The sequence below is a fragment of the uncultured Tessaracoccus sp. genome (genome assembly GCF_947255005.1).
In the GTDB taxonomy this organism is placed as follows: domain Bacteria; phylum Actinomycetota; class Actinomycetes; order Propionibacteriales; family Propionibacteriaceae; genus Arachnia.
In genome coordinates this window covers 30083-55369 of record NZ_CAMYFI010000007.1, presented here as the reverse complement: position 1 = coordinate 55369, position 25287 = coordinate 30083, and the positions used below count along the sequence as shown (strand labels likewise).

The following is a 25287-nucleotide window of genomic DNA, read 5'->3' as shown; positions in this document are numbered from 1 at the left end:
CGACGGTCAGCTGTTGCGTAAGCGGGTGCGGGCGTTGCGGCGCTTGATGGCCCGTCGTTCATCCTCGCTCATGCCGCCCCAGACGCCATGATCTTGGCCGGCTTCGAGTGCCCAGGCGAGGCACTGGTCCATGACTTCGCACTTATGGCAGATTTTCTTCGCCTCTTCGACTTGAGCCAAAGCAGGGCCAGTGTTGCCGACCGGGAAGAAGAGCTCGGGATCCTCAGTCAGGCACGCAGCCTTGTGACGCCAGTCCATCCAACACGCTCCTTCCAACGTCGCTTCGACAACCAAACCATTGAAAGATACCCCGGAACACTCCGTGGGACAAGACCTTTTACCTACTCAATGGGTGATTGTTTGAGATTGTGTGCGCCGACCAGCCATGGCAACGGCGCGCGTACGGTTTGTGGCTACCAGCATACAAGCGAGCAGGCCGTTGGCATAGGGTTTTCTGGTCGGGCTGTGGCAGGAAGTAGAGGAATGCGGAATGCTTGTGGCCATGCCTGAACCTTTGCGCGCACGCTTCAGCCCGTGGTCGTACGGTGCTGCAGTCGTTATGACCACCCTCACCGCCGCCATCATCGTCGGTGCCGGTGTGTGGGCGGTGGTGTCGCACACGCAAACGCTGGGGTTGAGCGTCGGCATCGTGCTTCTCATCTACGGGCTCATTATCGCGGGCGTAGCCTGGCTAGCGTGGGCGCGACAGCCATTGGCGTGGGGCCTGCTCGTCGCCGTGTCATTGCTTAATGCCTGCACCGCCGCGTCGTTTCTGCAGACCGAGTCGGCAGGTCAGTGGTGGCTTGCGCTGTCATGGCTGGTGTTCGCCATCGCCACGGGCGTGTTCTCGATGCTCCCGAAGACGAGAGTTGCCCTGCAGCGTTCACCGCAGGGCAACTAGCTCAGTGGCGGTTACTCGTCGTCATCATCCAATCTGGCAAGCCAGGACGCGAGGCGCTCGATCGGTGTCTCGAACTCAGGATTGAGGTCAACGAACGTTCGCAAGTGCTCCGCGAGCCACTCGAATGAGACCTGTTCATCGCCTCGACGGTCGACGAGCTCTTCTAACCCTCGGTCAGTGAAGTACAACTCATACCTCCATCGCGCGGCGCATGAGTTCCGCCTCTTCCTCCAAGTGCCGCTTCACTGAACCGACGGAAGGCGCCGACGACCACGGCCGAGTGATTGGGTTGAGCGTGATCTCCTGATCGGGCAGGTGCTTACGCAGCGCACCCACCAAATGCAGGGCCATGAACGGCCAAGCTCCCTGGTTTTCGGGCTCATCCTGCACGAAACGGATGTCGGTGACGTGTGCGTATCGCTGCAGAATCTTGGCGAGATCCTCATCAGGAAGTGGGTAGAGGCGTTCGAGACTGATGATGGCCACCTTGCCCTCCAAGCCCTGCTTCTCACGAGCCTTGACGAGATCCCAGCGGATCTTGCCCGAGCACAGCAGCACGCGTTCCACCTTGCCTGCATCCGTGATCGACGGATCGTCGAGCGCGGGATGCCACCTGCCCGATGTGAACTCGTCGGGCTGTGAGGTGGCCAGCTTGTTGCGCAGCATGGATTTCGGCGTGGCGATGACCAGCGGGCGATGGTAGTTCACGTACGCGTGGTTGCGCAGCAAATGGAAGTGGCTCGCTGGGGTGGACGGCTGGCACACCGCCAGCGCATCCTCGGCGCACAACTGCAGCCACCGCTCGATGCGCGCTGAGCTGTGGTCGGGGCCCTGGCCTTCGTAGCCGTGCGGTAGCAGCAGCACGACGCCCGACTTCTGACTCCACTTCGCATCGGCGGAGGAGATGAACTCGTCGGCGATAATCTGCGCGCCGTTGGCGAAATCACCGAACTGGGCCTCCCACAGCACAAGTGCGTCGGGGCGAGCCACCGAATAACCGTATTCGAAGCCCATCACCGCGTACTCAGACAGAAGGGAGTCGTAGATCTCGAACGGTGCCTGATCGTCGGTGAGGTGCTTCATGGGCACGTACGCCTCATTGGTGACGCGGTCAACGACGGCGGCGAATCGCTGCGAGAAGGTGCCGCGACGGGTGTCCTGCCCGGACATGCGCACTGGGCGCCCCTCCATCATGAGCGACCCGAAGGCGAGCATCTCTGCGGTAGCCCAGTCGATGGGCCCTTCGAGGATCGACTTCGCACGACGCTCCATCTGGGGGAGCACCTTCTTGTGCACCTGGAACCCTTCCGGGAACGTGCGGTGCGCTTCGGCGATGCGGCGCACCGAGTCGGGCGTGATCTCGGTGAGACGCTGGTCGGGCTTGGTGGGGTAGTAGGGCACCTTGCGGTACTCCTCGTCCACCTCGCCCTGGTTCTCCCGCATCTCCTTGAACACACCCTCGAGCCGTTCGCGGAAACGGTTCATGACGTCCTCGGCGTCGCTCATCGAAATATCGCCGCGTCCGATCAGCGACTCGGTGTAGAGCCGCCTGGTGGAGCGTTTCTGCTCGATGAGGTCGTACATCCTCGGCTGCGTGAAGCTCGGATCATCGCCCTCGTTGTGCCCGCGACGGCGGTAGCAGACGAGGTCGATGACGACATCCTTGTGGAACGCCTGCCGGTACTCGAACGCGATGCGTGCGGCACGGATGCAGGCGTCTGGATCGTCGCCGTTGACGTGCAGTACCGGAGCCCCGATGGCCTTGGCGACGTCGGTGCAGTAGGTGGCAGACCGGGACTCGACCGGGGAGGTGGTGAACCCGACTTGGTTGTTCACCACCACGTGGATGGTGCCGCCCACCTTGTAGGCGCGCAGCTGGCTCATCTGGAGCGTCTCAAAGACGACACCCTGCCCAGAGAACGATGCATCGCCGTGCAAAAGGATGGGCAGCACGGGGAAATCGTCACCGCCGAGCACGTCCTGCTTCGCGCGAGTGATACCCATGAGGACGGGGTTCACAGCCTCGAGATGTGACGGGTTCGCCGCCACCGAGGCCTTGATCGACTTCCCGTTGGGGGCTACGAACACACCTTCGTTGCCGAGGTGGTACTTCACATCGCCGGTGCCCTTGGTGTCGGCCACACCGTCGAATTCGCGGAAAATCTGCCCGTACTTCTTGCCGACGATGTTGGCCAGCACGTTGAGGCGTCCGCGGTGCGGCATGCCGATGCACACCTCGTCGAGTGAGTCATTCGCGGCGCGTTGGGCCACTTCGTCGAGCAGCACGATGAGTGATTCGCCGCCTTCTAGCGAGAAACGCTTCTGGCCGACGAACTTCGTCTGGAGGAACGTTTCGAAGATCTCTGCCTCATTGAGCTTGTCAAGGGCGTGCATGTGCTCTTCGTGAGAGAGCGGAGAACGTGCCCGCTCAAGGCGAGACTGGAACCAGGTGCGCTGCTCGTTATCGGCAATGTGCATGTATTCGACGGCGAGCGTGCGGCAGTAGGAATCCTGCAACGTCGCCAGAATGTCGCGCAGCGTCATGTAGCGACGCGGCTCGCCACCGAGCGTGCCGATGGGGAACTCGCGATCCAAGTCCCAGATGGTGAGCCCGTGGGCTTCCAGGCTGAGCTGCTCGTTGCTGCGGGCACGGTATTCGAGCGGATCGGTGTCTGCCACCAGGTGCCCGAACGCGCGGTAGGCGTTGATGAGTTCGATGACGCGAGCCTGCTTCGACACCTGATCCGGGCGATGCGCGGACACGTCCGCAGCCCAACGCAGCGGCTCGTAGGGGATACGCAGCGCCTCGAAGATCTCGTCGTAGAAGCCGTTATTTCCCAGCAGGAGCTCGTGGAGCACCTTCAGGAATTCGCCAGACTCGGCACCCTGAATGATCCGGTGATCGTAGGTGGAAGTGAGCGTGGTCATCTTCGAGACACCAAGCTCCAAGATGCGGGAGCTGGACATGCCCTGGAACTCTGCCGGGTAGTCGATACTGCCAACACCGAGAATAAGCCCCTGCCCATTCATGAGGCGCGGCACGGAGTGGTTCGTCCCGATCCCGCCGGGATTGGTGATGGTGGCGGTCGTCTTCGCGAAGTCGTCGACGGTGAGCTCGTTGTTGCGAGCCTTCGCTACGATTTCTTCGTACGCCGACCAGAACTGCGCGAAGTTCAGTTCCTCACAACCCTTTACGTTGGGAACAAGCAGCTGGCGTTTGTCGCCCTTCTTGACGTCGATGGCGATACCGAGGTTGATCGACGGGTTCGTAACGAGGTTCGGTTTGCCGTCAACGACGTCGTACCCATTGTTCATGGCGGGCACGGCCTTGATGGCCTGAATCATCGCGTAGGCGATGATGTGGGTGAAGGAGACCTTGCCGCCCTTCGTGCTCTTCAGGAAGTTATTGATGGTGGTGCGCTGGTCGATCACCAGTTTCATCGGCACGGAGCGCACCGAGGTCGCTGTCGGCATCGTGAGCGACGCTTCCATGTTCTTCGCCGTGCGCATGGGCGCGCCGCGAAGCACGGTGTATGAGGGATCCTTGGCCTCAACCTTTGGCCGAATAGCGGGGCTTGGAGCGTTCGCCGACAGGCCGGCGCCGCTGCCGGGCTGAGCCGGTGATTCCTTCGTGGTCTTCACCTGCTCCGTCGCAGGCGCGTTGGCGCTCGGAGGCGTCGGGTGATCGCCGGAGGTGTTCGTCCTGCCCGTGGTGCCAGCAGTGGAAGGCTTGGGTTTCGCGCCATCGGCGGTGGGCTTGGCCTTCTTGTTGGGCGACGGCGTGGGTTGCGGCTTCGACTGTGTGCTGCCGGCGGCTGGTTGATGTGGCGCAGGCTGGCCCCCTCGCTCCTTTGCAAAGTAAGCCTGCCAGGAGGCATCGACGGATTCCGGGTCGCGCTCGTAGGCATCCCGCATCTCGTCAATCAACCACGCGTTGGCACCGAATTCGTCGTTGGGCTGAGCTGTAGACATCTGTGCGTGTGGCTTGGCCACGTCCCTCTCGTGTGTTGTTTCCCGCAGACTTCTGCGGCTGCACATCAAAGCTTAGCCAATTGTTTGCCTTTGTGGGGGACACGTCGCGGCGATGTTTTTAGCGTCAACCATGCAGCATGGCAGAGCATCACGATGAGCAGCAGATTGCGCAGCACGAGCACGGATGTCTCAGGGCCGGACCCAAGTGGTAACGCCATGATTCCCATCGTCGCCCAGGGATAGGTGATCTGCGTCAACACGCCGACGATGACGAGCGCCGTCGCCAACACCTGGACGTGCGGACGCAGCCACGCGCTCAGGTTGTGCCCGACGAGGGCAGCCATTGGCCCGCCCAGCCACAGAATGTACTGAGGCGAGAGCGTCTTGTTTGCGACGATGGTGGCGAGCACGACGGTGAGGATCGCGAGCAGGATTGCCGTGGCGCCTGCGCGTCGTCGGACGAGGCGGACTGCGAGATAGACAGCTAAGAGGGCAGCCAGCGCGGAGCACACCGACGCCACGATCAACATGCCACCAACGCCTGGACCAAACAGCTCGATAGCGTTGTACTGGGACAATTCCAGCTTCCAATGTGGTGAATCCGTGAATGTCCGCAGCGCCATGATGGGGGTGGCGGGGACCGATTCGATTTGCAGTCCACGTTCGCGTTGCCAACTGAGCGGAGCGGTATTGCGACGCCAGCCCTCGATAAGCAGCGACACCACGCCGAGCCCGCCTCCCGCGAGGAGGAAGCCCAATAGCCGACGAGGCCCCGCGCCCTCGCGAGGGTTGGGCGCGAGCATGGGGAGGATGAGGAGAGCAGGCCAGAACTTGATGGCAGCACCCATGCCAACGAATGCACCGGACCACCATGGTCTGGTCGTGAGAAGCAGGCAGGCAATGGCGACGAGCGCGGTCGGAATGAGATCAAATCGGAACCAAACGATGGCGCCGTTGGCGGCCGTGAACAGCACCCAACACAGCGCCGCTCGTGCGCCGCGGGCTCGGTAGAAGCAGAACGCGACGAGCGCGTCGAGGAGCATCATGAAACCCGCGAAGATGGGGAACCAGGATTGCCAGCCTCCACCTAGCCGGTAGAGGAAATGCAGCATCCACACCGCCGGTGGCGGGTACTCCTGCATGACATCGGGCTCGCCGCGTTCGAGTCTGTCGAGGTGAAAGCCGTAGTAGGAAACGTCGTTGGCTACGAAGTTCACGTCGGGACGGAGCCACAGCATGTACGTCACACAGCGAGTGAGAAAGAACACGGCGACGAGGAGTAGCGGTGTCCATACCCGCAGGTTGGTATTCCGCTTCAAGAGCACTCCTGCAATCACCGACGCCAGGTAGCGCCCCCGCGAGGATTCGAACCTCGGCTCCCGCCTCCGGAGGGCGGTGCTCTATCCCCTGAGCTACGGGGGCATTCAGCTAGTGGCTGAAACCTCGGAAGATACTAGCAAAAAATGGGTGGGGCGCGTTCGATAGGTTGGGGCTATGCGGAAAGTTCTCCTGGTGCTGCTGTTGCTGTGCACGGGTTGTGTCTCCCGTCCCGACCCCGATCCGGCGGTCATGCGCACCAGTGCACCTCCCTGGGATGCGCCGCGAGATGCGGTGTCGTACATCGATGCTTCTGGCCTCGAGCAGCGTCCGCTCGGAGAGAGCACCGACCCGTGGATTATTGAACTCATTGTGCAAGTGGACGGTGAGCGCGTCGATGTTCCCGCCATGATCGGCATTGACAGGCTGCGCGCCAAGCAGGCGATCGTCCACACCCACGAGGCAGGCGGCGACGTCTGGCTCGAAGGCCCAGACAATCATCAGGCAACGCTGTCCCATTTTTTCACGCTGTGGGGTGTCGAATTCGACGGCGCATGCTTGGCGAAGCGCTGCAACCTGAAGGTGCTCGTCGACGGCGAGCCGGTGTCGGATCCAGCCTCCGTACGGTTTCGTGGTCACAAAGTGATCGAAGTCAGAGCCTCCTGACCTTCTTCTGGCAGGCTTGGGGGCACTATGACGCATATGCACATCGCTGGGTCGATTCACGCGGACTATTCGGGCATCCAACCACAGTGGCTGCACCGCCCACACGACATCAACGCGCTGGATGCGAAACTGTGGCCTCGAGGAACTCGTCGCGACGACAACGGCACGCTCATGCTGGGCGGGGCTTCGTCGACGGAGCTCCTCGCCCGTCACGGCAGCCCCGCGTACTTCATTGACGAGGCCGACTTCCGTGAGCGTTGTGCGGATTTTCGTGAAGCGTTCAAAGGTTGGAGCATCTTCTATGCCGGCAAGTCGCTGCTGACGAAAACGGTTGCCAGATGGGTGTGCGAAGAGGGCCTCAATCTTGACGTTACGACGATGGGTGAGATGCAGATCGCACTCGCGGGTGGCATGCCTGCTGCCAGGTTGGGCTTCCACGGCAACAACAAGTCCGTCGACGAAATCGAGTTCGCCCTGGAGCAGGGTGTTGGGCAGTTCATCGTCGATTCCTTCCAGGAAATTGAGCGCATCGAGGCGGCGTGCGAGAAGCTCGCGGTGCAGGCCAAGGCCCTGGTTCGGGTGACCACCGGCGTCGAAGCGCACACGCACGAATACATCGCCACCGCGCACGAAGACCAGAAATTCGGGCTGTCTATTTTAGGCGGCCAGGCGTTGGCCGGGCTGGTGCGTTGCGAACACTCCCCGCACATCGAACTGCTGGGCATCGACTCGCACATCGGTTCGCAGATCTTTGAAACCATGGGCTTCGAGGTGGCAATTCGACGCACGCTGAAGCTGGCGCACCAGTTCAAGACCGCCACCGGCGTCGAACTGCAGGCACTCGACCTGGGTGGCGGCTTCGGTATCGCCTACACCGAGGCCGACTCTCCCAAGCCGACGAGTGAACTCGCCGCCGCCTTCGACGAGATGATCGAGCACGAATGCCGCGCGTTGGGGCTCAACCGACCGACGCTGGCGATTGAGCCGGGGCGCGCCATCAGTGGCCCAGCCGGGGTGGCGCTCTACACCGTCGGCACCATCAAGCCGGTCGAGCTTGAGGGTGGGAAAGTTCGTACCTACGTATCGGTCGATGGCGGCATGAGTGACAACATCCGACCCGCGCTGTACGCGGCGGAATACTCAGCGGTGGTGGCCAACCGGGTCTCAGACGCAGAGCCGCTGCTATGCCGCGTGGTGGGGAAGCATTGCGAAGGTGGCGATATCCTCATCCGAGACGTGTTTCTGCCCAGCGATTTGGCAGTCGGCGACATCATTGCCGTGCCGGGTTCTGGCGCCTATGCGCGATCGATGTCCAGCAACTACAACCAGGTGCCGCGTCCGCCGCTCGTCCGTGTGCGCGACGGCGTCTCGTCGGTGATGTTGCGCCGTGAAACCTTGGACGACCTCATGCGTCTCGATGTAGGAGAGTGAGATGGAAGCACTGAAAGTTGGCCTGCTCGGGGCGGGCACCGTTGGCACGCAGGTTGCCCGAATCATCATCGACCAAGCCGCTGAACTGGAGCAGCGCGTCGGACGCCCGCTGCAGCTCACCGGCATCGGGGTCCGCGACCTCAAGAAAGAACGTCCAGGCATCGACCCCGCACTGCTGACGACCGACCTCGAATCCGTGGTGGACCGTGCGGATCTCGTGGTAGAGGTCATGGGCGGTCTCAAACCCACTGAGGTGCTCGTGCGACGCGCACTCGAGCGCGGAAGCTCGGTCGTCACGGCCAATAAGGCCCTGCTTGGCGAGCGACTCATTGAGTTGTCGGAGCTGGCCGACGCAAACAACGCTGACCTCTACTTCGAGGCGGCAGTGGCGGGTGCGATCCCCATCATTCGTCCCCTTCGCGAATCCCTCGTCGGCGACGAGGTGACCAGCGTGATCGGCATCGTCAACGGCACCACCAACTACATCCTCGACAAGATGGTGACCACCGGGATGGGCTTCGACGAGGCCCTGCAGCAGGCCCAGTCGCTGGGGTATGCGGAAGCTGACCCGACGGCCGATGTCGAAGGTCACGATGCAGCGTCCAAGGCGGCGCTGCTGGCCGCACTCGCGTTCCACACAAACGTGAAGGGCAGCGAGGTATTCTGCGAGGGCATTACCCACATCACGCAGAAAGACATCGAAGCTGCAAAGGCCATGAATTGCACGGTCAAGCTGCTGGCTGTCGCCCGAGCCAACGACGATTCCATCGCCGTCAAAGTGCATCCGGCCATGGTGCCGCTGAAGCATCCGCTGGCTTCCGTATCCGGGGCGTTCAACGCAGTGTTCGTCACGACGAGGGAAGCCGGCGAGCTTATGTTCCTCGGCCCCGGCGCCGGAGGAGCGCCCACCGCTTCGGCCGTCATGGGCGACGTGGTCACCGTCGCGCGTCACTTCGTGCGGGGCACCACCGCGATGGCCTCGTCGAACTATCGCAATCGGCCAGTGGCGCCGATCGGGGAATCGACGACGCGTTACTTCATTTCCATTGCTGTCAGCGACCGCCCGGGTGTGCTGTCGAAGGCAGCGCAGATATTCACCGAGCATGACGTGTCCGTGCAGACCGTGCAGCAGTCGTACCTCGAGGGCCTTGAGCGCCATGACGGATTCTCTGCACGCCTTGGATTCATGACCCACGAAGCCAAGGAATCTGATCTGGCTAGTGTCGTCGAGGCCCTCAAGGCGGCTGATTTCGTCGGCTATGACGTGCGGTTTATGCGGATCGAGGGTGCCTGATGCGGGTGCGAGTGCCTGCTACCACCGCCAATGTCGGTTCGGGGTTCGATTGCATCGGCATCGCCGTCGACTTGTACGACGAGATTGAGCTGACACCGGGCGGTGAGGGCGTGCGCGTCCACGTCGAGGGGGAAGGCGCTGACACGGTCCCGCGTGATGAGCGCCACCTCGTGGTGCGCAGCATGCAGCGCGGAGTCGATGAATGGGGCGACGGTGTTCTGCCAGGCTGTGCGATCACGTGTCGCAACGTGATTCCGCACTCGCGTGGGCTTGGTTCGTCGGCAGCGGCCATCGTCGCTGGCCTTGCGCTGGCATGGGGGTTGAGCCGTTCTGATGATCTGCACGCTGGTGAGCTGGCGCGAGTATCAAGCCTGATCGAGGGCCATGCAGACAATGCGGCAGCCGCTGTGTACGGTGGCGCGACGCTGGGATGGATCGACGGCGACATCGTCGATGTACAGCCCTTTGCCCTGCATGAACACCTCTCCACCAAGGTGTGGATTCCGACGTTTGAGGTGCCCACCAAAGGCGCTCGAGCCGTCCTGCCCGAGCGTGTCGAACGAAGCGACGCCGTCCACCAGGCGGCGTGTGCGGCAACGCTCATGCTCGCGCTCACGCAACGCCCTGAGCTCCTGCTGCGTTCGACCAATGACCACCTGCACCAGCGCTTCCGTGCCGACCTGATGCAACCCAGCTTCACGCTCATGCAACGGCTCAGGGACGTGGGCGTGCCCGCGACGATCTCTGGCGCCGGACCGACGGTGTTCGCCATCGGTACGGCCGACAATTTTGCGCTGGACTTCCAGGTGCCCGCGGAAGGATTTCGTTGCTTGGAACTTCCCGTTGGGGACGGTGTGCAGCTCGTTCGTTGACAGGCTGCGCGACACCCGATTGACGTGATTGTTTGTACCCAATTGCTGAGCCTGCTAATGTCGACTCGGTTCCCGACGAGTTCGCGTCGCGTGCAAGTCGAGCTTCCACATGAGTGACGCAACCGGGAATCAAACACCATATATTTTCGTATGCGCTCCACCGTCGAGCGACCAGAAGGACATCTTCGTGACAGAATCCTTGGCGACATTGAAGCTCGCCGAATTGAAAACGATCGCGGCTGACATGGGCCTCAAGGGGCTCTCTGGCATGCGTAAGGCAGACCTGATCCGCGCCATTGAGGCCAAGAGTGCTGGCGGCTCGTCGAAGCCGGCTGCCGCTCAGCGGGAACCCCAGGCAAGTCAGCGATCCGCCGCGAACAAACAGCCCTCGGCTGAGCGCTCCGACGACGTCGCACCCAAGGCCGAGCGTTCCGGTGCGGACACGGACGGGGCCTCATCTGGTGGTTCCGGTGCGCAGCGCTCAGGCGATGCCGAGCGTGGGGAATCACGCGGTGCCCGTCGTCGTCGGGAGAAAACCGAGCGTGACCGCTCCGCGCAAGAAGAGACCAACGAAGAGGTCGGCTCGTTGTTGGCTGCTGCGATGGGGGAGACCACCACGAAATCTCGCTCCGTCGATGACTCCAATGATCGCCCGGGCAACGATTCGAACTCCTTAGGCGACTACGACAACGATCACGGGCAAGGTACGTCGCGTCGCAGCCGGCGGCGTCGTAACCGCGATCGCCACAACCGCCGCAACCGCGGTGGCGGGATGGGTAACAACGAAGCCGAGCCCCAGATTCGCGAGGGCGACGTGCTCGCTAACGTCAGCGGCATCGTCGACATCCTCGATAACTACGCTTTCGTGCGCACCACGGGGTACCTGCCCGGACCACACGATGCGTACCTGTCGATGGGCCTCGTCCGTAAGTATGGGCTGCGTCGTGGCGACGTCGTCACCGGCGCCATTCGCACGCCTAAGGAGGGCGAGCGCAAGGAGAAGTACAATCCCTTGGTGCGCCTGGACACGGTGAACGGTTTCGAGCCGGAGCAGGCGAAGAACCGCCCCGAGTTCTCGAAGCTCACGCCGTTGTATCCACAAGAGCGCTTGAAGATGGAGAACGGACAAAACGGCTTCACCGGGCGCATTATCGACCTGGTGGCGCCCATCGGTAAGGGTCAGCGCGGTTTGATCGTTTCGCCCCCCAAAGCTGGTAAGACGATGGTCATGCAGGCCATCGCCAATGCGATCACGGCCAACAACCCCGAGGTGCACCTCATGGTGGTGCTCGTCGACGAACGCCCCGAGGAAGTGACCGACTTCCAGCGCACGGTGTCCGGCGAGGTCATCGCGTCGACGTTCGACCGTCCTGCCGAAGACCACACCACCATTTCTGAACTGGCCATCGAGCGCGCCAAGCGCCTCGTCGAGCTCGGCCACGACGTCGTCGTGTTGCTGGATGGCATCACCCGCCTGGGGCGCGCGTACAACCTGGCTGCTCCCGCGTCGGGACGTATCCTCTCCGGTGGTGTCGACTCGGCCGCGCTCTATCCGCCGAAGAAGTTCTTCGGCGCAGCACGCAACATCGAAAATGGTGGTTCGCTCACCATCTTGGCTACCGCGCTCATCGAGACGGGTTCGAAGATGGACGAGGTGATCTTCGAAGAATTCAAGGGCACGGGCAACATGGAGCTCCGGCTCCGTCGCGAACTTGCCGACAAGCGCATCTTCCCTGCGATCGACGTCGACGCGTCCGGCACCCGTCGCGAAGATCTTTTGCTGGGCCGCGACGAGCTCACCATCATCTGGAAGCTTCGCCGTGCGCTCTCCGGGCTCGATGACTCCGGCGCACTCGAGACGTTGCTCAGCCGTATGCGCAAGACGCCGACCAACCACGATTTCCTGTTGTCGGTGCTCAAGACCACGCCAGGCGCTCACGATTAACACCACACTGGCGAGGCGATTTCGTTTCGAGCACGTCTCGCGGCATACTTGATCGCTGTGCCGGTTCACGCGGGGTGCCACCTCGCGACCCGGGGAAACACATCACGAGGAGAACACTATGAAGCAGGGAATTCACCCCACTTACCACGAGGTGAACGTCACGTGCACGTGTGGGAACACCTTCACCACCCGCAGCACGGCCGAATCTGGCTCGCTGAATGCCGACGTGTGCTCGGCCTGCCACCCGTTCTACACCGGCAAGCAGAAGATTCTTGACACCGGTGGCCGTGTGGCCCGCTTCGAGCGCCGTTACGCCAAGAAGTGATCGTGCTGCGCGCCGTGCGAGCGTCGCAGTACTCCGCGTGCCGTTAGTTCCCCAGTACGTGGCCGAGGGTGTTCGGTTCCCAGCAATCTGATGGCCGAACCGACCTATCATCTTTGGAGGGGCACTGAGAAGCAGCTCGGTGCCCCTTCACCACTTTCACGTCGGAGCAACATGTTCGAGAACGCAGCCCCCTTAGTCGAAGAATTCCACGAGCTCGAGGGGCAGTTAGCTGACCCCGAGGTGCTGAGTGATCTGTCCCGCTCGCGCAGAGTGGGGCGACGTTACGCCTCGCTGCGGCCCATCGTCGAGAGCGTGGAGGAGTATCGGCGTCTCGCCGAAGACCGTGAGGCAGCTGCGGAACTCGCCGAAGAGGACGAGACGTTCGCCGGCGAAGTAGGTGAACTCGACGCACGGCTCGAGGCCATGACCGAGAAGCTCACGCGCCTGCTCGCTCCGCGGGACCCGAATGACGACAACGACGCCATTCTCGAGATCAAGTCCGGCGAAGGGGGCGAGGAATCCGCACTATTCGCGGGAGATCTGTTCCGGATGTATCAGCGCTACGCCGAGCAGGTGGGCTGGAAGATTGAGGTGCTTGACTCGCAAGAGACGGACTTGGGAGGCTTCAAGTCCGTCACGCTGGCCGTCAAGGGCACCGCCCAGTCGGAGTTCGCCCCGTACGGCAGGCTCAAGTTCGAAGGTGGAGTGCACCGCGTCCAGCGTGTGCCCGTCACGGAAACGCAGGGCAGGATCCACACTTCGGCAGCGGGCGTTCTCGTCTCGCCTGACGTCGAACCAGATGATATCGAGATCAACGACGACGACCTCCGCATCGACGTGTATCGCAGCTCGGGGCCCGGCGGCCAGGGCGTGAACACCACCGACTCGGCGGTGCGCATCACCCACCTGCCCACCGGCACCGTCGTGAGTTGCCAAAACGAACGCTCACAGATTCAAAACCGGGAATCGGCCATGCGTATGCTGCGTTCGAAACTGATCCAGATTGCTGAGGAGCAAGCAGCCGAAGAGGCCGCGGCGAGCCGCAAGTCGCAGGTGCGCACCGTCGACCGTTCCGAACGCATTCGCACCTACAACTTCCCCGAGAACCGCATCACCGATCACCGCATTGGGTACAAGGCTCATAACCTCGACCAGGTGCTCGACGGCCAGCTCGGGCCAGCACTCGATGCGCTCGCTGAGCAAGATCTGGCCGAACGGCTGGCCAGCGTGGGCCAGTGATGCGGCCAACGGAACTGATCTTCGAACTTGCCGACGAGTTCGCCTCCTTCGGGTTTCCTAGCCCCAGCTCCGACGCGCGGTTGCTCGTCGCTGAGGCATGCGAGACCGACGTGAGCCAGTTGCTGACTCGCTGGGAAGTAACCCCCGGCGAGCAACAGCGCGCGCGGGCACTGGCTCGCCGCCGCGTTGAAGGGGAACCAGTGCAACACATCACGGGCGAGGCCTTTTTTCGCTACGAGACGCTCCACGTAGGGCCGGGGGTATTCATTCCCCGCCCCGAAACGGAACTCGTCGCTGGCAAGGCCATTGAGCTGCTCGCCGCGCGCCCCCCGGATCGCCGGCGGGTCGTGGAGCTCTGCGCCGGTTCCGGCGCCATCATCCGTTCCATCGTGCGCGAGCTTGGGGGAGTCGAAGCGTTCGCCAATGAACGTTCGACGGACGCCGAACCGTGGTTGCGGCGTAATCTTTCTGACGTTGACGTCACCGTCGACATCGGCTGCATGAGTACCGCCTTCCCCAAACTGGATGCCACGGTTGACCTGGTTGTGGTGAACCCACCTTACGTTCCCGAACGCGTGCGAGATTGGCTACCCAAAGACGTGGTGGGTCGCGATCCGCACGCGGCGCTGTTCGCGGGGCCTGACGGTCTGGATGCCATGCCGGTGGTGGCGACGACCGCCGCACGGTTGTTGCGGCCAGGCGGAACGCTCGTCGTCGAACATGACGAGTCCCATCAAGCACAGGTCATCCAGATCTTCAGACGGGCTGGTTTCGCTGCGGCCGAGGGTTACCGCGATCTCACGGGGCGCGACAGGTTCGTGACCGCCGAATGGGTTGAGTCAATCGCAGAGCGCAAGTGGCAGGATAGTACGCGTGAGTGAGTCGTTTGATCTTGGTGAAGCTGGATTCGATGCCGCGGTGACGGCCATCGGGAATGGCGCCACCGTCGTGTTTCCCACAGACACCGTCTACGGCATTGGGGCTGACCCTTTTTCCGCCGACGCGGTGCAGGCGCTGTTGGACGCGAAGCATCGCGGGCAGGACATGCCTCCGCCGGTGCTCATTGCCGAGCCGTCGGTGATGCGTGCGCTCGTGGCGCAGGTGCCCGACAGCGCCAAAGAACTCGCCCGCGCCTTCTGGCCAGGCCCGCTGACGCTGATTCTCGACGTGCAGAAGTCGGTGCATTTGCAGGTGGGGGAGACCCGAGGCACCCTAGCCCTGCGCGTTCCCAACCACGATGGTGCTCGTGAACTACTGCGACGCACCGGCCCGCTCGCTGTGAGCTCCGCCAACCTCTCAGGGCAACCCTCGGCCACGAACTGCGCCGACGCGCTGGAACAGTTGGGCGAGTCCGTCGCCGTGTATCTCGATGGCGGGCCAACACCCGGCCCAGAACCTTCCACGATCGTCGACTGCTCCTCTGATCCCGACGGAGTGGTCTTGCGGCTAGGGAAGCTCTCCCTCGAGCAGCTCCAGGAGGCCGTGCCAAGCGTTCACCTTCCGGAAGCCTCCGAGTCTGACGCCCAGGATGAGCAGCCGGTGCCCCCGGATCAGGAGCCCGACGAGTCTCGGCCAGAGTCGGAACCCGTCGAAGCCGAAGTCCAATCCGAGGAACCGCCGACGAACGATGCGTGAATATTTGTTGGTGTTCCTCGTCGCGGCCTCGGTGACATTCCTGGCCGCGAGCTTGCTGCGCCACATCGCCATCCGTATCGGCATGTTCGCGCAAGTGCGCGCGCGTGACATGCACACGCTTCCGATTCCTTACCTGGGTGGGGTTGCCATGTTTGTCGGCCTTGCCGTCGCGCTGCTTTTCGGCGTGCAGATGCCGTTCTTGGGGCGGCATCCCATCGTCGCCCATGATGCGTTCGCCGTCGTCCTCGCAGGCCTCGTGCTCACGCTCATCGGCGCCATCGACGACAAGATCGACCTTCCCGCGTTGGTGAAGCTGGGTGGGCAGGGGCTCGTCGCGGGCATCGTCGTGTTGCAAGGCGTGCGCATCTACTGGATTCCGTTGCCCGACCGCATCATCGCCCTCGATGATGCGAGCAGCATCCTCATCACCATGTTCTTCATCGCGCTGTGCACGAATGCCGTGAACTTCGTCGACGGTCTCGACGGGCTGGCGTCGGGTGTCGTCGCCATCGGCGCATTGTCGTTCTTCTCCTACGCTTACTTCCTCGCTTACGAGCACGAACTGGTGCGCGCGACGACGGCGTCGCTCATCACGGTCGCCACCGCTGGCATCTGTTTGGGCTTCCTCCTGCACAACTGGCACCCGGCGAAGATGTTCATGGGCGACGCCGGCTCCATGCTGCTCGGTCTTCTGATGGCCATGAGCACCATCTCGTTCACCGGGCAGATCGATCCTTCCGCGCTCACCGGGGGTAGTGCCGACGTGCTCCCTGCGCTGCTTCCTATTCTCGTTCCGTTCGCTGCGCTGGTGTTGCCGCTGCTTGACCTCGGTCTTGCCTATATCCGCCGCACCATGAACGGCCAGTACTGGTTCGTCGCCGACCGCTCCCACATCCACCATCGCCTCGTCGCGCGTGGGCACTCGATTCGTGGGGCCGTCCTGCTCATGTACTCCTGGACGGCCCTCGTTTCTGGGGGCTTGGTGGCAATCGGACTGAGCGACTCGGCGCTGGTCGGATGGGGCATCGTCGCCTTCCTCATCATCGTCTTGATCTGGACGGTTCGTCCTATTCAATCCACCCGAACTCCAATAGGCGACGATGGCACCCGCTGAGCGCGTCGTCAGCGGAGCCGCTCGGCGAGCCAGGCAGATGATGATCGGCGGCGTCGTCGGTGGGCATGCCGCTGGTCTGATTGTGATCGCGCTCGCTGCGGTCGTCTCCGGATACGACGGGGTGCTCACCTCTTCGCTCGGTTTCGCCACGGTGGTGATTTTCTACGGGGTGGGTCAGTGGCTGGAAGCCATTGCCTCCGACATGGAACCAATGCACGGCCTCGGTCTCGTGCTCGCGAGTTACGCGGTGCGGGTCGTCGGTATCGCGGCGGGGCTATGGGCCATTCTGTCGCTCGACGCCGTCGCCCCTCGCATCATCGACGGGTGGCTCGTCGCCTCAATGACCGCCACCGTGTTCGCCTGGGTGGGCGGGGTAGTCCTGGTAGCGAGCCGCCAACGCGTGCCCATTTACGACGAGATCGCACCAGCTGATCCGGAAGATGAGCAAACCTAAGATTTCCTGCTAGCATCGGGCTCGTCATGGGTACCACACCGTCACCGTCGAAGGCAGGAAGCCAGGTTCCCACCGGCCGTGAAGATGGCATGGTGGCAATCAGCTACATCCTTGCGGGCATCGTGTTTTACGGTGCCTTGGGTTGGCTCGGAGATCATTTTTTCGGTACCTCGTGGCTGCTACCAATTGGCCTCATTGCAGGACTTGTGGCTAGCATCTACTTGATCTACAAGCGTTACGGGAGCGTCAAGTGACGATTGGCTTGGTTCCAATGGAGGGTGGTGGCTACACGCCGCCTGGAGTTGACGACTTCAAGTGGGGCTCCATCTGGCCCGGAGTGCTTCCCGACTGGTTCAACAAGCCCCTCGCGCAGGCCATCATCGGCTGCTTGCTGGTGATCATCTTCTGGTGGATCGGCTCACGCAAGCTCAAAGTTCAGCCGACCAAACGCCAGTACTTCTTTGAGTTCGCGTACGAGTTTGTGCGCAACGGCATTGCGCGAGACATCCTGCATGCGGAGTACCGCAAGTTCCTTCCCTTTTTGCTTGCGCTGTTCACGTTCTTGCTGTTCAACAACTGGTTCGGCCAGCTGTTCTTGTTCATGTACCCGACATTCTCCAACGTGGGATTCGCCTACGGCCTGGCTATCGTCGCGTGGTGCGTGTACGTCGGGGCGGGCATGGCCAAGTGGGGCGTGCTCGGCTTTTTGAAGAAGTCGCTCATCCCTGATGGTGTCCCCGGGTACCTGTTGCCGCTGGTGATGCCACTTGAGTTCCTCGCCACCTTCATCACGCGTCCGCTGACTCTTGCGCTGCGTTTGTTTGCCAACTTGTTCGCTGGTCACCTCGTCGTGATGGTGTTTGTAGTTGGCGGCGGGTTCCTGCTGACGTACCAGGACAACCTGTTCTACAACATCTCCGGCGGCGTCAGCTTCCTGTTCAGCCTCATCATCATGCTGCTGGAGCTGTTCATCGGCGCCCTGCAGGCCTACATCTTCACCGTTCTCTCCGCCCAATATGTGTCCACCTCTATCGCTGAGGAACACTGACCCAAACTCTTCTTCCCTAAACCGAAGAACACATCCGAAAGGTAATCAAATGGAGCTCCTCGAAATCAACGGCAGCATCAACATGATCGGCTACGCCATCGCCACCATCGCCCCGGCACTGGGTGTGGCATGGATCTTCGCCTCGGTGATTAACGGCACTGCCCGCCAGCCCGAGGCTCGTGGCGCCATGATGAGCACCGCGTTCATCGGCTTCGCCGTGGTTGAGGCCCTTGCGATTATTGCCATCGCCCTCGCGTTCGTCCTGAACTGAGGCCGTACGAATGGTTTCCACCATGTGGGTACCCCAAGAGGTCAATTTCGGGCCCTTGGCGCCTCACTACCTCTCGGAGATCATCGGGGGCATCGTCCTGCTGCTGATCCTCTGGTTCATCATGGCGAAGGCGATCGTTCCAGCCTTCGAGAAGATGTACGAGGAACGTTCTTCGAAGATCGAGGGTGGTATGCAGCGTGCTGCTGCCGCTGAGGCCCAAGCAGAGGCAGCCAGGGCGCAGTACCAGGATCAGCTCTCCGGAGCGCGTGAAGAGGCCGCTAAAATCCGTGAGGACGCGAAGAACCAGAGCGCTCAGATTCTCGCTGAGGCCCGCGACAAGGCCACAAAGGAATCAGACCGCATCCTGGAGGCAGGCCGTCAGCAGCTGGCAGCAGAGCGCGCACAGCTCATGAACGAGCTCAAGGGTGAAGTGGGCGGCATGGCCACCACGCTCGCAGGCAAGATCATCGAAGAGTCCCTCGACGATGATGACCGCGCGCTGCGTACCGTGGATCGCTTCCTTGCCGAGCTTGAGCGGGCAGGCGCAGCCCGATGAGTTCACTCGACGCAGCCAACGAACTCTTCCAACTGACCGACGTGCTCGCCGGCCAGCCGATGCTGCGTCGCGCGCTGTCTGATCCATCCGCCAAGCCGGAGCGACGCGCTGAGCTGGCACGCAGGCTGTTTGAATCACGCGTGAGCGACGCTTCGCTTGATTGCTTGGAACGGGTTGTCAAGGCATCGTGGCGCAACGCGGACGACATGACGCGAGCAGTTGAGCTCGACGGCGTCAAAGCCGCGTTGCGGAGCGCACTGGCTGAAGACGCGCTGGCACGGGTGACGAGCGAACTGCACATCATTGGCGACGCGGTGGGCAGCTCTGCAGAGCTCACCACCACGTTGCGCAATGACACGTTCAGCTTGGATGCCAGGCGTGGCTTGATCGCGAAGCTGCATGGGCCCGATGTACATCCGGTGACCGCGTTGCTCGCCGCGCGCGCGCTGAGCGGACACCGTCGCAGCTACACCAAGACCATCGATGACTACCTTGACGAGGCAGCGGAAATCTCCCAGTCCCTCGTCGCGAAGGTCACGGTGGCCCGGCCGCTCGACCAGGCGAGGATGGAACGTCTCCGCTCTGCGCTGGCAGCCAAGACCGGGCGTCCCGTGTCGGTCCAGATGAGCGTTGACCCCGAGGTTCTCGGGGGTATCAACGTCGTTATCGGGCACGACGTTTACGAATCCACAGTTGCTGGCCGCCTCGAGGACGTGCGGCGCCAGCTCATCCACTCCTAAGCGAAAGTAGGACCCAATGGCTGAACTGACCATCAGTCCAGACGAGATCCGCGGTGCGCTGAACGACTTCATCGCAGCGTATAAGCCGGAAGGTGCCAGCAAGACTGAGGTTGGCCGGGTTGTCACGTCGGGCGACGGTATTGCACGTGTGGAAGGTCTGCCCTCCGCGATGGCAAACGAGCTCCTCCGCTTCGAGAACGGCACGCTCGGCATCGCGCAGAACCTCGACGAGCGTGAGATCGGCGTCGTTGTGCTCGGTGAATCCGAAGGTATCGACGAGGGATCGACAGTGCACGGCACGGGAAATGTGCTCTCCGTGCCGGTAGGCGAGGGCTACCTCGGCCGCGTCGTCGACGCGATGGGTAACCCTATCGACGGTCTTGGCGAGATCAAGGGCATTGAAGACCGCCGTGCGCTGGAGCTGCAGGCCGCGGGCGTGATGGACCGCCAGGAAGTTCGTGAGCCTCTGCAGACCGGCCTCAAAGCCATCGACGCGATGATCCCGATCGGTCGCGGTCAGCGTCAGCTCATCATTGGTGACCGAAAGACCGGCAAGACGGCCATTGCGATCGACACCATCATCAACCAGCGCGCGAACTGGGAGTCGGGGGATCCGAAGAAGCAGGTTCGCTGCATCTACGTCGCGATTGGTCAGAAGGGCTCCACCATCGCTGAGGTGAAGAGCACACTCGAGAAGGCCGGCGCGATGGAGTACACCACCATCGTGCACGCGCCGGCATCCGACCCGGCGGGTTTCAAGTACATCGCCCCCTATTCTGGTTCTGCCATCGGTCAGCACTGGATGTACCAGGGCAAGCACGTCCTCATCGTGTTTGATGACCTCACCAAGCAGGCTGAGGCGTACCGCGCGATGTCGCTGCTGTTGCGTCGTCCTCCTGGTCGTGAGGCCTACCCCGGTGACGTTTTCTACCTCCACTCGCGGCTGCTGGAGCGCTGCGCGAAACTCTCCGATGAGCTGGGCGGCGGTTCGATGACGGGCCTGCCCATCATCGAGACGAAGGCCAACGACGTGTCGGCCTACATCCCCACCAACGTGATTTCGATCACCGACGGTCAGATCTTCCTGCAGTCTGACCTCTTCAACGCGAACCAGCGTCCTGCTATCGACGTAGGCATCTCGGTGTCGCGTGTTGGTGGTGCCGCGCAGGTGAAGGCCATGAAGAAGGTCTCTGGCACGCTCAAGCTCGGCCTGGCGCAGTACCGCGACATGCAGGCCTTCGCCATGTTCGCCTCGGATCTCGACGAAGCTTCCCGACGCCAGCTTGAACGCGGCGCTCGCCTCACGGAGCTGTTGAAGCAGGGCCAGTACGCCCCGTACCCGGTGGAAGACCAGGTCGTCTCGGTGTGGCTCGGCAACGAGGGCCACATGGATGACGTGCCGGTGGCAGACATCCTGCGCTTCGAACAGGACTTCCTCGAGTACCTCCGCCACAACGGTGAGGTGCTTCAGCACATTGCTGACAGCAATGTGTTCGAGGATGAGGAGAAGGACGCCACGCTCCGGCTGCTCGCGGACTTTAAGCGCACGTTCAAGGACTCCGAGGGCAACAGCATCGGCGTGGAACACTTCGATGCCCTCGACGAGAAGGACATCGACCAGCAGAAGATCGTCCGCAAGAAGCGGGGCTGATCGGCACATGGGCAGCAGTCTCCGGGAGCTCAGGCAGCGACGAAAGTCCGTCTCGGCTACCAAGAAGATCACGAGGGCGATGGAACTCATTGCGTCCTCGCGCATCGTGAAGGCCCAGCAGGCCCAGCGCGCAGCACTGCCGTACACCATCGAATTGACGAAGGCAGTGTCCATGCTGGCGGGCGCCAACGATCTCGAGCACCCGTTCTTGCAGCGCGCAGATGTGCCGAAGCGCTCAGCTGTGCTTGTTATCACTGGCGACCGCGGCTTGGCGGGTGCCTACTCCAGCAACGTGATTCGCCTCGGTGAGGAAGTCTGTGAGCATCTGCGCACCGTCGCAGGTCAGGAAGTGCAGCTCTACCTCACAGGCAAGAAGGGCGTGGCTTACCACGAGTTCCGCGAACATGAGATTACACAGAGCTGGACGGGGTTCTCCGAACGTCCTTCACACCAGGATGCGAAGGAAATCGCTCGAGTACTGCTGGAGGCCTTCTTGAAGCCCGCGGAGGAGGGCGGTGTCGATGAGATTCACATCATCACCACCCGCTTCGAATCCATGATTAGTCAGAAGACCAGCGCGCTGCGCTTGCTTCCGTTGGAAGTGGTGGACGCCGATCCGGATGATTTCCCGGACGAGAGCGACAACCACTTCTACAAGTTCGAGCCCGACGCACAGACCGTGCTCGACGCGCTCCTGCCCATGTTTGTGACCGACCGCATTCACACCGCACTGCTGGACGCGGCCGCGTCGGAACTGGCGGCTCGTCAGCAGGCCATGAAGTCGGCGACGGACAACGCGCAGAGCCTGATCGAGCAGCTCACGCGCGAGGCAAACCAGGCCCGACAAGCCGAGATCACGCAAGAAATCACAGAAATCGTGGGTGGCGCACAGGCGCTGTCCGAATCAGCCTGAAACCAATGAGGTAGGAAATGACTACAACTACTGCACAGACCACGGCAGCCGGGCGCGTCGCCCGAGTCATCGGCCCTGTGGTGGACGTCGAGTTCGCGGCTGATCAGCTCCCTGAGATCGGCAACGCACTCAAGGTGGAGACCGACGTCATGGGCGTCAAGCAGACAATCACCCTCGAGGTGGCGCTCCACGTTGGGGACAACATCGTCCGCACTATCTCCTTGAAGCCCACCGACGGTATGCGTCGCGGCGCCGAAGTGGTGGACACCGGGGCACCGATCTCGGTTCCTGTCGGTGACGTCACCAAGGGCCACGTCTGGAACGTGACCGGCGACGTGCTCAATGCTGACCCGGCCACCGTCGAAGTCACCGAACGCTGGCCTATCCACCGCGATCCGCCGCCGTTCGACGCCCTCGAACCGCGCACGGAGATGCTCGAGACCGGCATCAAGGTGCTTGACCTCCTCACTCCGTACGTGAAGGGCGGTAAGATCGGCCTCTTCGGTGGTGCCGGCGTAGGTAAGACGGTGCTTATCCAGGAGATGATTTACCGCATCGCGCACAACTTCGGTGGCACCTCGGTGTTCGCCGGTGTTGGTGAGCGCACCCGTGAGGGTAACGACCTCATCAACGAGATGGAGGAGGCCGGGGTCCTCAAGGACACCGCGCTGTGCTTCGGCCAGATGGACGAGCCCCCGGGCACGCGTCTGCGTATTGCGCTGACCGGCCTGACCATGGCGGAGTACTTCCGCGATGTGCAGAACCAGGACGTGCTGCTGTTCATCGACAACATCTTCCGCTTCACCCAGGCGGGCTCCGAGGTGTCGACCCTGCTCGGGCGCATGCCCTCAGCGGTGGGTTACCAGCCGAACCTGGCCGACGAGATGGGGCAGCTGCAGGAACGTATTACATCGACCCGTGGCCATTCCATCACCTCGATGCAGGCCATTTACGTGCCTGCTGATGACTACACCGACCCGGCACCGGCGACGACATTCGCTCACCTCGACGCCACGACGGAGCTCTCGCGTGAGATCGCTTCGCGTGGTCTCTACCCCGCAGTCGATCCGCTGACGTCTTCTTCGCGCATCCTCGACCCGCAGTACGTGGGCCAGGAACACTACGACACCGCCTCCCAGGTGAAGCAGATTCTGCAGCGTAACAAGGAGTTGCAGGACATCATCGCCATTCTCGGTATTGACGAGCTGTCTGAGGAAGACAAGATCACGGTGAACCGTGCACGTCGTATCCAGCAGTTCCTGTCGCAGAACACCTACATGGCCGAGAAGTTCACTGGCATCGAGGGTTCGACGGTGCCGCTGGCGGACACTATCGAGGGCTTCCAGATGATTTGCCGTGGCGACGTCGACCATGTTCCTGAGCAGGCGTTCTTCAACGTCGGCGGCATGGACATGGTCATGGAGAACTACGACAAGATGAAGAAGGACGCCTGATCGTGGCACGTCCTCCGCTGAAGGTTGAAGTAGTTTCCGCAAGCCGACGCGTGTGGTCGGGCGAGGCGGTGCAGGTGATTGCCCGCACCGTCGAAGGTGACATGGGCATGCTGCCTGGCCACGAGCCGGTGTTTGCGCTGCTCGTCCCCAGCAGAGTGCAGATCGTCACTGCGGATGGCAGACAGGAATCGCTGTACGTCGATGAAGGGTTCATTTCGTGTGCAGAGGGCCGCGTCTCTATCCTCGCGCAGACGGCCTCCTTGGGCGATGAGATCTCTACGGACGAGGCACAGAAGGAACTGGATGAGCTGATGCTCAAGTACCAAGCCGGCGAGCAGAGCGACGCCGAGCGCCATCGCATTCACATGTTGAAGGCGCAGCTCGCGGCTGCCGAGCAGTACGCATCGAATTAGCGGTTGTATTCAACACTCAGGGCGGTCCTCACACGATGTGGGGGCTGCCCTGAGTCGATCAAGGAGGTGAGCGCACCCGTGTTGTGGAACGTAGTGTGGGCGGTCTTGCTGCTCGTTGCGCTCATCGTCGCGCCCTTGCTCTGTCTCTACCTCCGGCGTCGCTGGCTGACCGGTCGGGGGGGCGCCTTCGACTGCGCCATGCGACGAGCAGGGGAAGACCCGGCCTTGCGCTGGTATCTGGGCATGGGAAGATACCGCGGAGAAGAATTGCAGTGGTTCCGTTCGTTCTCACTCTCGCTACGTCCAGCACTGCGGCTGAGGCGAGGGCAGATTCACGCCAGCGCAGCGAGGGAGCCCAGCCGTGCGGACGCATTTCTGCTGTACGACAATTCCTGCGTCCTTACTGTCCGAGATTCCGCTAGCGGGCGCAGCTACTACTTCGGGGTGGAGCGCGACGTCGCTACCGCACTCATGAGTTGGATGGAGGCGGCTCCTCCAGGTTTGTACCCACCGTCGGGACCAGCTACACCCGAGTAGATCCTGCGGGATGGGGTTTCGATACGCGCCCTCCGGACGCTACTCAACCACCGTCGATACGCCTGCTTCGCGGGCTACTCAACCACCACTGGACCGCGCCCCACCCCGGTCATCGAGTAGGCGACGCAGTCGCCGTATCGAGATGCACCGACGGAGCAACTTCAAAATCCGTACGCAGTTTAACCAAACACCCTTAAATCGGGCCCTTCATCTCATCTGCGTACGGATTTTGAAGTTCGACGACGGGTGATCACTTGACAAAACCCATAGCAGGGTTTTTCTTGTCTACGCCCTAATGATGATGTCTGGATACGGACGACTTCCGAAGAAGCGCCACAGCCTTGTCGTCCATATCATTCTCTTCCTATTCACCGCAGGGCTTGGCAATCTCGTCAATTCGTGGTGGATCGCGAACGAGAACAGAAAGAGAGGCTACTGATACTACTCAAAGACCTCGCGCGCTTAGCGTCGTGCGGGGTCTTTGAGTTGGTGTTGTGCTGATAACTCCCGCAGCCTGATCGGCGTCTAACCTCGCAGCT

General features: G+C 62.1%; 26 protein-coding genes and 1 tRNA gene. 22 read left to right on the top strand and 5 right to left on the bottom strand.

Going from position 1 to position 25287, the window contains the following annotated elements; all coding sequences use genetic code 11:
- Positions 1 to 6: 6 nt before the first annotated feature.
- Entirely contained in the window at positions 7 to 258 is a 252-nt protein-coding gene (locus tag Q0X61_RS02940; RefSeq protein WP_297740177.1) for a WhiB family transcriptional regulator, read from the bottom strand.
- A 244-nt stretch (positions 259 to 502) separates the two neighbouring features.
- Here Q0X61_RS02940 and Q0X61_RS02935 point away from each other — a divergent pair, with 244 nt between their 5' ends.
- Positions 503 to 901, top strand: a complete 399-nt coding sequence (locus tag Q0X61_RS02935) for a hypothetical protein (RefSeq protein ID WP_297740175.1) — start codon at positions 503 to 505, stop codon at positions 899 to 901.
- Between the two features lie 11 nt (positions 902 to 912).
- Here Q0X61_RS02935 and Q0X61_RS02930 read toward each other — a convergent pair whose 3' ends face one another.
- The 4 genes from Q0X61_RS02930 to Q0X61_RS02915 all read right to left on the bottom strand — a co-directional run bounded on the left by Q0X61_RS02930 (position 913) and on the right by Q0X61_RS02915 (position 6295).
- Positions 913 to 1089, bottom strand: coding sequence for a DUF6104 family protein (locus Q0X61_RS02930; protein ID WP_297740173.1), 177 nt, complete (start codon positions 1087 to 1089; stop codon positions 913 to 915).
- 1 nt (position 1090) lies between these two features.
- Positions 1091 to 4873, bottom strand: coding sequence for a multifunctional oxoglutarate decarboxylase/oxoglutarate dehydrogenase thiamine pyrophosphate-binding subunit/dihydrolipoyllysine-residue succinyltransferase subunit (locus tag Q0X61_RS02925; RefSeq protein WP_297740208.1), 3783 nt, complete (start codon positions 4871 to 4873; stop codon positions 1091 to 1093).
- 65 nt (positions 4874 to 4938) lie between these two features.
- On the bottom strand, positions 4939 to 6192 hold the full coding sequence (locus tag Q0X61_RS02920; protein ID WP_297740171.1) for a glycosyltransferase family 87 protein: 1254 nt from the start codon (positions 6190 to 6192) through the stop codon (positions 4939 to 4941).
- Between the two features lie 31 nt (positions 6193 to 6223).
- Positions 6224 to 6295 (bottom strand) — tRNA-Arg (locus Q0X61_RS02915).
- A gap of 72 nt (positions 6296 to 6367) precedes the next feature.
- On the opposite strand from Q0X61_RS02915, the gene Q0X61_RS02910 reads away from it, so the two are divergent.
- The 21 genes from Q0X61_RS02910 (at position 6368) to Q0X61_RS02810 (ending at position 24748) form a co-directional block, all read left to right on the top strand.
- Entirely contained in the window at positions 6368 to 6856 is a 489-nt protein-coding gene (locus Q0X61_RS02910; protein WP_297740169.1) for a hypothetical protein, read from the top strand.
- Positions 6857 to 6883: 27 nt separating this feature from the next.
- Positions 6884 to 8287, top strand: a complete 1404-nt coding sequence (lysA, locus tag Q0X61_RS02905; protein ID WP_297740167.1) for a diaminopimelate decarboxylase — start codon at positions 6884 to 6886, stop codon at positions 8285 to 8287.
- 1 nt (position 8288) lies between these two features.
- Positions 8289 to 9581, top strand: a complete 1293-nt coding sequence (locus Q0X61_RS02900) for a homoserine dehydrogenase (RefSeq protein ID WP_297740165.1) — start codon at positions 8289 to 8291, stop codon at positions 9579 to 9581.
- Positions 9581 to 10453: a homoserine kinase gene (thrB, locus tag Q0X61_RS02895; RefSeq protein ID WP_297740163.1), complete on the top strand. Its 873-nt coding sequence runs from the start codon at positions 9581 to 9583 to the stop codon at positions 10451 to 10453. Before Q0X61_RS02900 ends, thrB begins: the two co-directional genes overlap by 1 nt.
- A gap of 187 nt (positions 10454 to 10640) precedes the next feature.
- Positions 10641 to 12398, top strand: a complete 1758-nt coding sequence (rho, locus tag Q0X61_RS02890) for a transcription termination factor Rho (protein ID WP_297740161.1) — start codon at positions 10641 to 10643, stop codon at positions 12396 to 12398.
- Between the two features lie 118 nt (positions 12399 to 12516).
- Positions 12517 to 12723, top strand: coding sequence for a 50S ribosomal protein L31 (gene rpmE, locus Q0X61_RS02885; RefSeq protein WP_297740159.1), 207 nt, complete (start codon positions 12517 to 12519; stop codon positions 12721 to 12723).
- Positions 12724 to 12894: 171 nt separating this feature from the next.
- Complete coding sequence (gene prfA, locus Q0X61_RS02880; RefSeq protein WP_297740157.1) at positions 12895 to 13962, top strand: peptide chain release factor 1; 1068 nt, start codon at positions 12895 to 12897, stop codon at positions 13960 to 13962.
- Positions 13962 to 14843: a peptide chain release factor N(5)-glutamine methyltransferase gene (prmC, locus tag Q0X61_RS02875; protein ID WP_297740155.1), complete on the top strand. Its 882-nt coding sequence runs from the start codon at positions 13962 to 13964 to the stop codon at positions 14841 to 14843. Before prfA ends, prmC begins: the two co-directional genes overlap by 1 nt.
- The gene (locus tag Q0X61_RS02870; protein ID WP_297740153.1) at positions 14836 to 15597 is read left to right on the top strand and encodes an L-threonylcarbamoyladenylate synthase; all 762 of its coding nucleotides are present in this window, start codon (positions 14836 to 14838) and stop codon (positions 15595 to 15597) included. Before prmC ends, Q0X61_RS02870 begins: the two co-directional genes overlap by 8 nt.
- Positions 15590 to 16711 (top strand): glycosyltransferase family 4 protein, encoded by a 1122-nt coding sequence (locus Q0X61_RS02865; RefSeq protein WP_297740151.1) that lies wholly within the window; start codon positions 15590 to 15592, stop codon positions 16709 to 16711. The genes Q0X61_RS02870 and Q0X61_RS02865 overlap by 8 nt, the downstream gene beginning before the upstream one ends.
- A complete protein-coding gene (locus tag Q0X61_RS02860) occupies positions 16698 to 17165 on the top strand; it encodes a hypothetical protein (RefSeq protein WP_297740149.1) in 468 nt (155 codons plus the stop codon). The genes Q0X61_RS02865 and Q0X61_RS02860 overlap by 14 nt, the downstream gene beginning before the upstream one ends.
- A gap of 26 nt (positions 17166 to 17191) precedes the next feature.
- Positions 17192 to 17419, top strand: coding sequence for an AtpZ/AtpI family protein (locus Q0X61_RS02855; protein ID WP_297740147.1), 228 nt, complete (start codon positions 17192 to 17194; stop codon positions 17417 to 17419).
- A 17-nt stretch (positions 17420 to 17436) separates the two neighbouring features.
- A complete protein-coding gene (atpB, locus tag Q0X61_RS02850) occupies positions 17437 to 18213 on the top strand; it encodes a F0F1 ATP synthase subunit A (RefSeq protein ID WP_297740206.1) in 777 nt (258 codons plus the stop codon).
- A gap of 49 nt (positions 18214 to 18262) precedes the next feature.
- Positions 18263 to 18484: an ATP synthase F0 subunit C gene (gene atpE, locus Q0X61_RS02845; protein ID WP_297740145.1), complete on the top strand. Its 222-nt coding sequence runs from the start codon at positions 18263 to 18265 to the stop codon at positions 18482 to 18484.
- A 22-nt stretch (positions 18485 to 18506) separates the two neighbouring features.
- Positions 18507 to 19040, top strand: a complete 534-nt coding sequence (locus Q0X61_RS02840; protein WP_297740143.1) for a F0F1 ATP synthase subunit B — start codon at positions 18507 to 18509, stop codon at positions 19038 to 19040.
- The gene (locus tag Q0X61_RS02835) at positions 19037 to 19780 is read left to right on the top strand and encodes a F0F1 ATP synthase subunit delta (protein ID WP_297740141.1); all 744 of its coding nucleotides are present in this window, start codon (positions 19037 to 19039) and stop codon (positions 19778 to 19780) included. Before Q0X61_RS02840 ends, Q0X61_RS02835 begins: the two co-directional genes overlap by 4 nt.
- Before the next feature lie 16 nt (positions 19781 to 19796).
- A complete protein-coding gene (gene atpA / locus Q0X61_RS02830; protein WP_297740139.1) occupies positions 19797 to 21431 on the top strand; it encodes a F0F1 ATP synthase subunit alpha in 1635 nt (544 codons plus the stop codon).
- A gap of 7 nt (positions 21432 to 21438) precedes the next feature.
- Positions 21439 to 22344, top strand: a complete 906-nt coding sequence (locus tag Q0X61_RS02825; RefSeq protein ID WP_297740137.1) for a F0F1 ATP synthase subunit gamma — start codon at positions 21439 to 21441, stop codon at positions 22342 to 22344.
- 17 nt (positions 22345 to 22361) lie between these two features.
- Complete coding sequence (atpD, locus tag Q0X61_RS02820) at positions 22362 to 23798, top strand: F0F1 ATP synthase subunit beta (RefSeq protein WP_297740135.1); 1437 nt, start codon at positions 22362 to 22364, stop codon at positions 23796 to 23798.
- 2 nt (positions 23799 to 23800) lie between these two features.
- The gene (locus Q0X61_RS02815; RefSeq protein WP_297740133.1) at positions 23801 to 24211 is read left to right on the top strand and encodes a F0F1 ATP synthase subunit epsilon; all 411 of its coding nucleotides are present in this window, start codon (positions 23801 to 23803) and stop codon (positions 24209 to 24211) included.
- Between the two features lie 78 nt (positions 24212 to 24289).
- Complete coding sequence (locus Q0X61_RS02810) at positions 24290 to 24748, top strand: DUF2550 domain-containing protein (protein WP_297740131.1); 459 nt, start codon at positions 24290 to 24292, stop codon at positions 24746 to 24748.
- Positions 24749 to 25287 lie beyond the last annotated feature (539 nt).

What these genes read in the sequence shown, in the direction of transcription:
- Q0X61_RS02940 (WP_297740177.1), bottom strand. Translation starts at nt 258, where the DNA reads ATGGACTGGCGTCACAAGGCTGCGTGCCTGACTGAGGATCCCGAGCTC.
- Q0X61_RS02935 (WP_297740175.1), top strand. Translation starts at nt 503, where the DNA reads ATGCCTGAACCTTTGCGCGCACGCTTCAGCCCGTGGTCGTACGGTGCT.
- Q0X61_RS02925 (WP_297740208.1), bottom strand. Translation starts at nt 4,873, where the DNA reads ATGTCTACAGCTCAGCCCAACGACGAATTCGGTGCCAACGCGTGGTTG.
- Q0X61_RS02910 (WP_297740169.1), top strand. Translation starts at nt 6,368, where the DNA reads ATGCGGAAAGTTCTCCTGGTGCTGCTGTTGCTGTGCACGGGTTGTGTC.
- lysA (WP_297740167.1), top strand. Translation starts at nt 6,884, where the DNA reads ATGACGCATATGCACATCGCTGGGTCGATTCACGCGGACTATTCGGGC.
- Q0X61_RS02900 (WP_297740165.1), top strand. Translation starts at nt 8,289, where the DNA reads ATGGAAGCACTGAAAGTTGGCCTGCTCGGGGCGGGCACCGTTGGCACG.
- thrB (WP_297740163.1), top strand. Translation starts at nt 9,581, where the DNA reads ATGCGGGTGCGAGTGCCTGCTACCACCGCCAATGTCGGTTCGGGGTTC.
- rpmE (WP_297740159.1), top strand. Translation starts at nt 12,517, where the DNA reads ATGAAGCAGGGAATTCACCCCACTTACCACGAGGTGAACGTCACGTGC.
- prfA (WP_297740157.1), top strand. Translation starts at nt 12,895, where the DNA reads ATGTTCGAGAACGCAGCCCCCTTAGTCGAAGAATTCCACGAGCTCGAG.
- prmC (WP_297740155.1), top strand. Translation starts at nt 13,962, where the DNA reads ATGCGGCCAACGGAACTGATCTTCGAACTTGCCGACGAGTTCGCCTCC.
- Q0X61_RS02865 (WP_297740151.1), top strand. Translation starts at nt 15,590, where the DNA reads ATGCGTGAATATTTGTTGGTGTTCCTCGTCGCGGCCTCGGTGACATTC.
- Q0X61_RS02860 (WP_297740149.1), top strand. Translation starts at nt 16,698, where the DNA reads ATGGCACCCGCTGAGCGCGTCGTCAGCGGAGCCGCTCGGCGAGCCAGG.
- Q0X61_RS02855 (WP_297740147.1), top strand. Translation starts at nt 17,192, where the DNA reads ATGGGTACCACACCGTCACCGTCGAAGGCAGGAAGCCAGGTTCCCACC.
- atpB (WP_297740206.1), top strand. Translation starts at nt 17,437, where the DNA reads ATGGAGGGTGGTGGCTACACGCCGCCTGGAGTTGACGACTTCAAGTGG.
- atpE (WP_297740145.1), top strand. Translation starts at nt 18,263, where the DNA reads ATGGAGCTCCTCGAAATCAACGGCAGCATCAACATGATCGGCTACGCC.
- Q0X61_RS02840 (WP_297740143.1), top strand. Translation starts at nt 18,507, where the DNA reads ATGTGGGTACCCCAAGAGGTCAATTTCGGGCCCTTGGCGCCTCACTAC.
- Q0X61_RS02835 (WP_297740141.1), top strand. Translation starts at nt 19,037, where the DNA reads ATGAGTTCACTCGACGCAGCCAACGAACTCTTCCAACTGACCGACGTG.
- atpA (WP_297740139.1), top strand. Translation starts at nt 19,797, where the DNA reads ATGGCTGAACTGACCATCAGTCCAGACGAGATCCGCGGTGCGCTGAAC.
- Q0X61_RS02825 (WP_297740137.1), top strand. Translation starts at nt 21,439, where the DNA reads ATGGGCAGCAGTCTCCGGGAGCTCAGGCAGCGACGAAAGTCCGTCTCG.
- atpD (WP_297740135.1), top strand. Translation starts at nt 22,362, where the DNA reads ATGACTACAACTACTGCACAGACCACGGCAGCCGGGCGCGTCGCCCGA.